General features: G+C 41.8%; 12 protein-coding genes. 3 read left to right on the top strand and 9 right to left on the bottom strand.

Annotated features, from left to right (window positions below):
• Together ppk1 and F6K20_RS10875 are read right to left on the bottom strand one after the other, a co-directional pair.
• On the bottom strand, positions 1-1,947 hold a 1,947-nt coding region (gene ppk1 / locus F6K20_RS10870), incomplete at its 3' end, for a polyphosphate kinase 1 (RefSeq protein ID WP_287294655.1).
• A gap of 82 nt (positions 1,948-2,029) precedes the next feature.
• The gene (locus F6K20_RS10875) at positions 2,030-2,242 is read right to left on the bottom strand and encodes a hypothetical protein (protein WP_008181887.1); all 213 of its coding nucleotides are present in this window, start codon (positions 2,240-2,242) and stop codon (positions 2,030-2,032) included.
• Between the two features lie 181 nt (positions 2,243-2,423).
• Here F6K20_RS10875 and F6K20_RS10880 point away from each other — a divergent pair, with 181 nt between their 5' ends.
• The 3 genes from F6K20_RS10880 to sodX all read left to right on the top strand — a co-directional run bounded on the left by F6K20_RS10880 (position 2,424) and on the right by sodX (position 3,884).
• Positions 2,424-2,612, top strand: a complete 189-nt coding sequence (locus tag F6K20_RS10880) for a hypothetical protein (RefSeq protein ID WP_287251835.1) — start codon at positions 2,424-2,426, stop codon at positions 2,610-2,612.
• Between the two features lie 167 nt (positions 2,613-2,779).
• The gene (sodN, locus tag F6K20_RS10885; RefSeq protein WP_008181886.1) at positions 2,780-3,253 is read left to right on the top strand and encodes a superoxide dismutase, Ni; all 474 of its coding nucleotides are present in this window, start codon (positions 2,780-2,782) and stop codon (positions 3,251-3,253) included.
• A 283-nt stretch (positions 3,254-3,536) separates the two neighbouring features.
• Positions 3,537-3,884, top strand: a complete 348-nt coding sequence (gene sodX / locus F6K20_RS10890) for a nickel-type superoxide dismutase maturation protease (protein ID WP_287251840.1) — start codon at positions 3,537-3,539, stop codon at positions 3,882-3,884.
• 23 nt (positions 3,885-3,907) lie between these two features.
• Here the strand turns inward: sodX and F6K20_RS10895 are convergent, their stop codons facing one another.
• From F6K20_RS10895 to F6K20_RS10925, 7 genes are all read right to left on the bottom strand, one after another.
• On the bottom strand, positions 3,908-4,528 hold the full coding sequence (locus tag F6K20_RS10895; RefSeq protein ID WP_008181881.1) for a hypothetical protein: 621 nt from the start codon (positions 4,526-4,528) through the stop codon (positions 3,908-3,910).
• 208 nt (positions 4,529-4,736) lie between these two features.
• Entirely contained in the window at positions 4,737-4,934 is a 198-nt protein-coding gene (locus tag F6K20_RS10900; protein WP_008181880.1) for a hypothetical protein, read from the bottom strand.
• Positions 4,935-5,046: 112 nt separating this feature from the next.
• Positions 5,047-6,945 carry an ABC transporter ATP-binding protein gene (locus tag F6K20_RS10905; RefSeq protein ID WP_287251843.1) on the bottom strand — a complete coding sequence of 633 codons (1,899 nt, stop codon included), beginning with the start codon at positions 6,943-6,945 and terminating at the stop codon, positions 5,047-5,049.
• Positions 6,942-7,925 (bottom strand): MvdD family ATP-grasp ribosomal peptide maturase, encoded by a 984-nt coding sequence (locus F6K20_RS10910; protein ID WP_287294657.1) that lies wholly within the window; start codon positions 7,923-7,925, stop codon positions 6,942-6,944. The genes F6K20_RS10905 and F6K20_RS10910 overlap by 4 nt, the downstream gene beginning before the upstream one ends.
• A 37-nt stretch (positions 7,926-7,962) precedes the next feature.
• Positions 7,963-8,160 carry a hypothetical protein gene (locus F6K20_RS10915; protein ID WP_287251848.1) on the bottom strand — a complete coding sequence of 66 codons (198 nt, stop codon included), beginning with the start codon at positions 8,158-8,160 and terminating at the stop codon, positions 7,963-7,965.
• Positions 8,161-8,178: 18 nt separating this feature from the next.
• Entirely contained in the window at positions 8,179-9,156 is a 978-nt protein-coding gene (locus tag F6K20_RS10920) for an MvdC family ATP-grasp ribosomal peptide maturase (RefSeq protein WP_287264799.1), read from the bottom strand.
• A gap of 163 nt (positions 9,157-9,319) precedes the next feature.
• Positions 9,320-9,496, bottom strand: coding sequence for a microviridin/marinostatin family tricyclic proteinase inhibitor (locus F6K20_RS10925; protein WP_008181876.1), 177 nt, complete (start codon positions 9,494-9,496; stop codon positions 9,320-9,322).
• Positions 9,497-10,113 lie beyond the last annotated feature (617 nt).

The raw sequence follows: 10,113 nt of genomic DNA on the forward strand, positions 1-10,113 counted from the left end.
ACTGACTCCTTTAAGACCAGGACGCAGACCACAAATTCCCCGCACAATCAAGTCAATTTTTACACCAGCTTGTGAGGCGTTGTAGAGGGCGGCAATAATCTTGGGGTCTAGTAGGGAATTCATTTTGGCAACAATACGACCTGTTGCCCCGTTGCGGCAATGTTCAATCTCCCGCTGAATCATTGCGATCATGCGATCGCGTAAACTAAATGGTGCGACCAACAACTTTCGATAAGACTTTTGCCGTGAGTAACCGGTCAAAGAATTAAACAAATCTGTCAAATCTGCCCCTAAGTCATCACGGCAACTCAATAGTCCTAAATCAGTATATAGTTTGGCAGTCTTAGAATTATAATTCCCCGTCCCAATGTGAACATACCGACGAATTTTATCTGCCTCCCGACGCACCACCAGCACAATTTTAGTGTGAGTTTTTAAACCCACCAAACCATAGATCACATGAACTCCAGCCTGTTCTAACTTCCTTGCCCAAACAATATTATTTTCTTCATCAAAACGAGCCTTTAGTTCTATGAGCACCGACACTTGCTGACCATTTTCTGCTGCTCTAATCAAGGCATCGATAATTGGTGAGTCACCAGATGTGCGATATAAGGTCATTTTGATGGCTAGAACATCTGGATCTTGAGCGGCCTGGGTAATAAAGCGCTCTACCGTTGCGCTAAAGGAATGATAAGGATGGTGTACCAGCAAATCCCTACTGCGAATCACGCTGAAGATATCTTCCACATTCTCTTCCCCGATAGGAAAGCGCAGGCGTCGGGGCACCACTGGTTCCCACACAGGGTTTTTCAATTCTGGCCGTGGCAATGCCATCAACGACATCAAGTCACCCAGTGCCAACAGACCGTCGAATTCATAGACATCGGTTTCTTCCAGTTCCAGCTCTCGCATCAGGGTTTTCCTGACTAACTTGGAGGTGGTCACAGGAATTTCCATGCGCACGGCAGAACGTCCAAACCGTCGTTTCCGTAGTTCCTCTTCAATCGCTATCAGCAGGTCATCTGCCTCGTACTCCTCTACTGTCAAATCAGCATTGCGGGTAATGCGGAAGGGATGACACTCCTGAATCTTCATCCCTGGAAACAGAGACTCCAAATTATGGGCAATGATTTGTTCGAGAGGAACACCAGTCCAACTAGTCGTTTTTCCATTCTGTTGTTGCTGCAATTTTTCCGGGAGGGGAACAAAGCGCTTTAAGACTCTAGGAACTTTCACCCGAGCAAACAATTCTGCTCCCGTTTCCGGGTCTTTGACCACTACCGCCAGATTCAGGCTGAGATTGGACATGTAAGGAAAAGGATGGCTGGGGTCTACAGCCAGGGGAGTCAGAACTGGAAAAATTTGCTCGGAATAGTAGTTTTCCAGGTAATTCCGCTGTTTCTGGTTCAAGTCCACGTAGTCCAGAATGTAAATCCCTGCTTTGGCTAGCAGGGGTCGCAGTTCCTGCTCACAGTGTTGATGCTGTTGAGTTACCATCGGTAACAGCCGCACTCTGATCGCATCGAGTTGTTCACTAGGTGTCCGACCATCGGGTGTCCGTTTACTAACTTGTGCTAGCACCTGTTGTTTTAAACCAGCCACCCGCACCATAAAGAATTCATCCAGGTTAGAGCTAAAGATGGCCATGAACTTCAGACGCTCTAACAGAGGCGTTCGGGGGTCCGTTGCTTCATGTAATACTCGGTTATTGAACTCCAACCAGCTCAGTTCTCGATTGAAGTAATAGTCAGTGTCACTCAGATTAAGCTCAATAGTGAGCTGTTGAGATTCAGACGTATTCTTTTTAACTTCAAATATTGTCTGTTTAAATTCAGAATTATTCTTTTTAACTTCAAATATTGTCTTTTGAGATTCAGATGTATTATTTTTGAATTCAAATGTCGTCTGTTCAGATTCAGACTTATTCTTTTTAGCTTTACCCATGATCCTCAGAGTTAACCCACCTGATCAGGCTGTTTTGTCCCAGCGATAGAATAGTCATCCAGATTCTATCGTTAAACGAACCTCAAGGATTGAACACTTCGTCTTCTCTACCTACCCACCATTGACCTAAATTCATCAAATCCTGGTGAATATCTTCTAGTTCTCTGATATAAGCTTCCGATGATAGGGTCGCGCGGCGCTCCTGAAGTTTCTTCAGACGCAGTTGCACCAGTAACCAGGGTTTGGAGATGCCATCAGTAGCTTCTATATATTGCGCTAACTCTTTACTATTCATGAATTTAACTTGAAATTTGTCTAATTTTTTAATTAAGGTAACACAAAATGTTAATAAATGTAAATTTATTAATATTTTGTATATTTATCTGGTATCATTTAATGCTTTTACAACTCAGTGAAGTCAGTGCGTCCGCAAAACCCTCGCGCTAAATTAATTAGTTGCCGTTTAAATTAGTGCGATGCTCCAAAAGAGCCGCTACGGGAACGCAAAACTCTATGAGATATCGCCATCTTCCCACACCTCCCACGATTCCCGACTCCCGACTCCCGACTCCCGATTCCCGATTCCCGATTCCCGATTCCCGATTCCCCACTCCCCACTCCCTATCTTCAAATCCACTATCGCTTTAGAACACAAATTGCTATAACTTACTATGGGTAGGGGGGGGATGGAATAGATTGGGCTAACTAAGTTAGTTAACTAACTTGGTCTAGTCGGTTGTCAAAAACCCTGATTAGCCATTGGCTATCCTGGGCTATTCCTCTCTTACCGATATTTACCACGTGCTCTGACCACAAGCGAACTCTAAAAAATATGTTGAAAAAAGTTATTGCCCAGCTCAAAGACTGGTTCCCTGCTCCAGAAGTCCATGCTCACTGCGATGGACCTTGCGGGGTGTATGACCCAGCTGCTGCACGTATCACCGCTGAGGCAGTACTCTCCATGACCAAGAAGATCCTTGATCTTGAGCCACCTGCGAGTAATGATCCAACGGCAGTAGTTGCTTACCAAAATACCCTATCCCGGTTCATTGCTATTAAGGAAGAGCAGGCTCAGAAGACCAAAGAGGAAATACTGATCCTGTGGACAGACTATTTCAAGCCAGTACACTTGGAGCAGTTCCCAGACCTACACGATACCTTCTGGAAAGCCGCAAAGTTATGCTCTGCCTGCAAGGTGGAAGTTAGCCTTGAGCACGCCAATGAGCTACTTGAGGCAGTAGAGACTATCCACAAGATTTTCTGGGCAACCAAGAATCGCGATATCGTCTGGTATAAGGCTAGCTAAACCTCAGAATGGTGAATTAAGAATGTAGAATGCAGAATGCAGAATGCAGAATGTGGGATGTAGAAGGCAGAGTGTAGAAGGCAGAGTGTAGAAGGCAGAGTAGTGTAGAAGGCAGAGTGTAGAATTCTTAATTCTTAATTCTTAATTCTACATTCTTAATTCTACATTCTTAATTCTACATTCTTAATTCTACATTCTTAATTCTTAATTCTTAATTCTTAATTCTACATTCTTAATTCTACATTCTTAATTCTACATTCTTAATTCTACATTCTTAATTCAAATGCTTTCTATCAAAAACAGTATTCCTGAGCTACTACTTTGGATATTGCGAAAACGGTTACGTTTCAGAGTTACAGGAGTATCCATGACTCCCCTGTTCAAACCAGGAGAGGAAATCTTAATTGATCCAAGAGCTTATCAGCACATTCCGCCCAAGATTGGTGACATTGTTGTGGCTAGACACCCTTACCAAAACCACTTGCGATTAGTGAAACGGGTAACTTTGGTGCTCGAAGATGGACGTTGTTTCCTTAAAGGAGACAACCGATTAGAAAGTACCGATAGCCGCTCTTTTGGTTTAGTGGATTCTCAACAAATTATTGGTAAAGTAACCAGTCGTTTTTTTTAATCGTTTTCTGTAACATCTTAAAGTTATCCCTTGGAATGCCTTTTTGGTTTTACCCACGCTACTCGCCCAAGAATTAATAAGCCAATCGCTGAAGGAGAACCGACGAACAGATGAAGCGCCTGCTCTCCGGTAATAATCAGAGCCATACCAAAACCAACGGCAATCAGATTTGCGAATAATGGGAATAGAAAAACTCGCCAGTCCCTCATAACTACGTACCAGTTATATACAAAAATGATCGAAGGAACTAATTGCACCAACTGCATTAATCCTTTGCCCTCTTGCACACCATAAAGTAGGGGTACAGCAACCATGCTGGCAACCAATATCACATCCAGAAAGCGGGATTTTTTCAGTCCCAGGGCAATCAAGCACATGCCAGCAGTAATGAAGGTATAGAATAACCGATTGAGATCAGAAATTTGGCTCACATAAACCCAGTCATCCCCGATGTGTTCAGCCATTTCGTAGGAGTTAGCGATCGCAAAACAAGCATAGCCACAGTAGATCAGTGGTAGCGATCGCAGCTTGACTACAGAGGTATAGAATTCACTCCGATAAGAAAAAATCCAGATGTTAACCGCAGCAACCAGATAAACCAATAGATGGGCGGCAATTATTGCCAATTTCAACAGCGTGGGCATTGATTAGAGTAGTGTGATATCGTCTCTAGGAGCATAACTATCATAGTAATAATTCAGCTATCAGCAGTCAGCTATCAGCAGTCAGCAGTCAGCTAATTCGCTAGGCCCACGCTACTGAAGGTGTTTATGGAAGTAAAGTCCCAGCGCTGGTGGGGTGAATAATCCGGTAGTAAAGTTCTAAAACTTCACGCTATTGTGAGATAACCCATTAAGCTAATCGGCGATAAAGTTCTGAATTTTTATCCAAAACGTATGCTGTAGCATCATGAAAAGACAGTTCTGACTGAGTTAAATATTGCTCAACACTCATCAACACTAACTCTTCTATCGAAACATTCAGGTTAGCTGCAATGTCTTGGAGTTGTTGCAAACGCTCATCCGGTATCGTAATCTGGATAGAACTCATAGCTATTAAAGCTTAATCGGGTATCACAATTATACCATTTATGAACGGGTAGGTAACATTGTCTTCCACACAGCTACCGTACACCCGGTCACCCTTTTTGCAGTTTTCGTACTTAATTTCCTGACTTCACAAATTGCAGTTCATAGAGATAAGCATACCTTCCACCTTGAGCAATTAATTCCGTATGGGTTCCAGTTTCCACAATCTCACCTTTTTCCAGAACTACAATTAAATCAACATCAGCAATAGTAGACAATCGATGAGCAATCACTAAGCTAGTGCGTCCTTTAAAAAGCTGTTTAATAGACTCTTGAATCAGTTGTTCTGATTCAGAATCTAGAGCAGAGGTGGCTTCATCTAAAATAACAATTTGGGGATTTTTGAGCAAAACTCGGGCGATCGCAATCCGTTGTCGCTGTCCTCCTGATAGTTTCACACCCTGCTCACCAATAATGGATTGATAACCATCAGGGAAACCGATAATAAAATCATGGGCATTGGCAGCTTTTGCTGCTGCTTCAATTTCCTGATCTGTGGCATCTAGCTTACCGTAAGCTATGTTTTCTTTTACTGTGCCGTAGAGCAGTAAGGTTTCTTGGGGCACGATGCCAATATGCGATCGCAAGGAACTTAAACTAATATCTTGTAGATCATGTCCATCAAGTAATACTCGTCCCTTTTGGGGATCGTAAAACCGAGCGGCTATTTTAGCAATGGTACTTTTTCCTGCACCAGAAGAACCGACTAAAGCCACTGACATGCCCGGTTGAATGTCTAAATTGAAGTTTCTGATCACTGACTGATTGTTGTGATAAGCAAACTCCATCCCTTCAAATTTGAGATTGCCCTGTATCGAAGTCAAGTTAATCGCATTTTCCTTCTCTTTAACCTCTATTTTGGTATCTAAAATCTGAAAAATTCTTTTGGCTGATACTCCTGATCTTTGGATAATATTGACTAATCCATTAAACCGATTAATAGGTTTATTTAAAAGAGTGACATAGGTTAACAGGGCTGCTAATTCCCCAATAGTCAGATGGCTAACCATCACTCCCCAAGCACCGAAAACTAATGTCAGTAAATTTCCGAGTTCATTAAGAGTATTAATAATCGGTACGAATATAGACCAAAACCGAGTTGCCTTAAGATTTTCTTCCCGATAGTTACGACTAAATTCAGTAAATCGGTTAATTTCATACTGCTCGTTACCAAAAGACTTAATAATTTTGATATTCGAGATAGTATCTTGTAAGTGATTACTAATTAAGTCAGCTTGATCGTTAACCGATTGATAGATTTTTTGTAGTCTTTTCTGAGAAAATTGTAAAATATAAATGATTAAAGGCCAGGTAAGGGCAATCATGATTGCCAGCAGCCAGTTACTGACAAGGATATAAATGAAAACGACAATAAACGCAAAACTATCGATTAATATAGCAATTAAATTAGCAGACAGTAATTCCCCGACTATCTCCACATCCCTTGCCAACCGTGACATTAATTCGCCGGTGCGTTGGCCTTCAAAAAAACTAATGGATAGACCTTGAATATGTTGATATAAATCTAGGCGAATGCTCTCAATGGTTTTTTGTCCGAATACTTTGACTGCATAGAGTTGAAAAAAGAGCAAACCACCAGCTGCTAAGGTCATAGATAGGATAATTACTCCTACCCAAGGCAGCATATTAAATTGTTTTTCGGGAATAACTACATCTATAACATAGCGATTAACCTGGGGAATAAAGAAGTTGATAAATGAAGCACAGATAGTTAATGCGATCGCGAATAAAAATGGTGCTTTATGCTGCCAACCATAGTCAAATAGACGCCGGTATAAATGCGTCTCTAGTTCTTCCGGTACTTTCTCTATTTCATTATCTGTATTCTTATCTGTATCTTTATCTTGAACATTATCAAGCTTTTCTTCTGATTTTTCTAGATTATTATCTAATTCTTCTTGTAACTTTTCTGCTTCATCATTAGTAACTTGAGGGATTTGATCAGTTTTCATTTTGACCCATGGGTGAGGAGAATTTCAGCAATAGCTTGAGAAATGGGGAAATGGGGGGAAAACGTCTCCAACCAGAAAAATTCCCCAACCGGGTTAACTTCCAGGAATACATACCGACCATCAGGGGTAAGAATAATATCAATGGCTCCATAGTTTAAACCAAAATAAGCCATCAGTTTGAGCAACTTTTTTTCAATATCTTCGGGTAAATCATAGGCTTTCCAAGATTTAACTAACGCTCGGCCTTCCTTGCGCCAGTCGAAAGTAGAGCCTTCTAAGCTCTGGGAATCCACCGCAGCAGTAAATATACGGTGTCCCACGATCGTGGTTCGTAATTCTAGAGCCTTGGGCACTTTTTCCTGAAAGGTCATCGGACAGAAACGCAGTCCTTCGAGATGCTCTAAATCCTCCGCTGTGACTGGGTTTGTGAAAACAACCTGTTCTTGCCCTTGCTCCCCATAGATAGCAAAGGAAGATAGCATTTTGGTAATGATACCCTGGTCTTGACATTCAGAAGCAAATTGCTTCACTGCCTCTGGATTGTTGGTACTCAGGGTACGGGGCGTAATCAAGCCCACCTCTCGTGCCACTTGGAGCTGTAGTTGCTTATTGTTAGCGACATCAACATTAGACATTTTGTCGAAGTGGAATGCCTTGATGCTGGCAATCATACCCCTAACCGTGACGCGACATTCCTTAATTGCAGCGTTTAGATACTGCTTATCCATGGTGTCGGGAATTTTTTTCCCATAGCGCATCCGTCGATACCAAACCGAAGAGACTTCACTCAAATCTAGCTTCTGTTCCCCATCCGTAATAGTTACTCCCTGAGAATTGCCCTCGTAAATATCTAGCTGCACTTCGGTAGGATATCTATCGGTATCAAAACGAAATGCTTTTCCTCCTTGAGCTTCAATCGCTTTGATAACTAGAGGAATACTCTCGTTGTCTTGGCTAAATGTAATGATTAATACTGTCATGTCTAGGGATGTGTTCGATGTTCGGTGTTAATGCTTTTTAAGGCAAAAGGCAAAAGGCAAAAGTTGCGTAGGGTGCGTTAGGGGCGGAAAGCCTCTGATTTTTTGCCTCGTAGCCAGGGTTGGGATAGTGCGCCCCGTAACGCACCACCGGGTCTATAGCCTCTGATTTTTTGCCTCGTAGCCAGGGTTGGGATAGTGTGCCTGGGAATTGTAACGGGCAAGATGCCCGTTCCACCCACCGGGTCTATAGCTTCTAGGAAATCAGAGCTTCTGCGATCGCATTAGAAATGGGGAGTTCCAAATCTCGTTCTAACATTCCCCATTCCCCTCCGGGATTAACTTCTAAAAACACATAGTCTCCCGATGGTGTCACGATAAAATCCAAGGCTCCATAAAGTAAGCCAAAGTAATCCATCAAAGCTCTTATTCGATCTACAATTTCATCAGGCAGCTCATAGTGTTGCCATGCCCCTACTTCAGCATTAGGTTGACGCCAATCAACTGTGGATTTTTCATAAATAGACGAATCTAACGCTCCTACAAATACCTTGCCCTGAACAAATATTACTCGCAGTTCCAACTGCTTAGGAATTTGCTCTTGAAACACCATCGGACAATAGCGCAGGGATTCAGCATCCAGCAAATCCTCTTCTTTAACAATACTGGTATAAAGGAAAAAAGGAGTATATTCCATACTGTAGGACAAAGCCTTTAACAGCTTTGTTACCATTTTCCCCTTCACTTGTTGGAAAAACTCCCTTACAGCTTCTGGATCATTGGTGATTAAAGTCTTAGGAATCACAAGACCCACCTCAGAAGCTACCCGCAATTGCCGCTGCTTATTGTTAGCAGCTCCGGCTTTTGCTAAATCATCAATCCATCGCACTCCTCTGAGACTATCCCAAAGTCCTGATAATGTTGCTAATGATTCCCGGATACAACTTTCTTGGAACTGGGGATCAAGATTTTCACCTAGGTTAGGTTGCCATATACGGCGCATCCAAACTGCTTTTACGTCCTCGCTACTGATCACTTCAGCGCCATATTTCAGCCTATAGCTGCTCTGGGATTGATCAAACTGTGCCCTGAGTTGCACCTCTAAGGGAAACTTATCTGTGTCGAAGCGAAATGGTCGCGCCCCTTTTTTTGACAAGGCTTCTGCTACTCTATCTATTGTGAAAAAGTCACCACTGTGGGTAAGTAATAAAATTAAGTCACCGGACGAAGACATAAAACTTTTTCTTTTCCATTGGGAAAGCGCAATCGTTATATTTTTAGACTTTTAATCAAATTCAGTGGTCGTATTTTTTTTATAAACACGACCACTGTCTATAGATTCTTGAGTCCTTTATTAAAGGTTACAATTCTTCAAAAGAACCTCTTAATCTTCCTTATTAACCTTCTTCCCAATCAGAAGGATACTTCTGGGTTTCAACTTCTTCATAATCAGAAGGATACTTCAGGGTTTGCTGACCATGAGTATCTTGAGATTGGTCAGGAGCGGCTTGTTGCTCTTCTAGGAATTGAGCGAAGAATGGTTTGACTTGAGTATTGGATTCTTGATTTTGCATATCGAATCATCCTTTACGGTTAACAGTTTAGTGGCTGTCAATTTATTCAATTAACACATCCACCATAATTAGATTACCAGACTTTTTTTTTGATCAGCACTTATTGTATACAATTCTTTACTTTTTTTTTGGCATACAGAGTTCTGTCGTCACCACTTCATATAGAACACTATTTGTCAATACCTTATTTATTGATTTTTTATAAAACTTGAATCTCTTGCTGTGATTGGCATTAGAGAGCCTCCGCTTCTTCAATTCATACATAACATTATTTGTCAAGATATTTTTAATTACTAGTTACCAAAGAAAGTTTTAAGCTTTTGCTGTGATTGACTAGGGAGTTTTTTCTAACGGAAGAATATCTAATTTAAATGCAAAACCGCTTAATAATTATAATTAAGTATAGGCAAGGGAGTAGGGGTACATCTCATTAAAGCTGTTTGACCAGGTGGCTGGAATGGCCATTTTGGTGGAACGGGCATCTTGGTGGAACGGGCATCTTGGTGGAACGGGCATCTTGCCCGTTTCCTGCCGCAACCTTCAACCTGACAACCTTCAACCTGACAACCTACCCTACTCGAACGCCAAAGGCGAACAACATTTTTGAATTAAGAATG

The sequence above is a fragment of the Moorena sp. SIO2C4 genome (genome assembly GCF_010672485.1).
In the GTDB taxonomy this organism is placed as follows: domain Bacteria; phylum Cyanobacteriota; class Cyanobacteriia; order Cyanobacteriales; family Coleofasciculaceae; genus Moorena; species Moorena producens.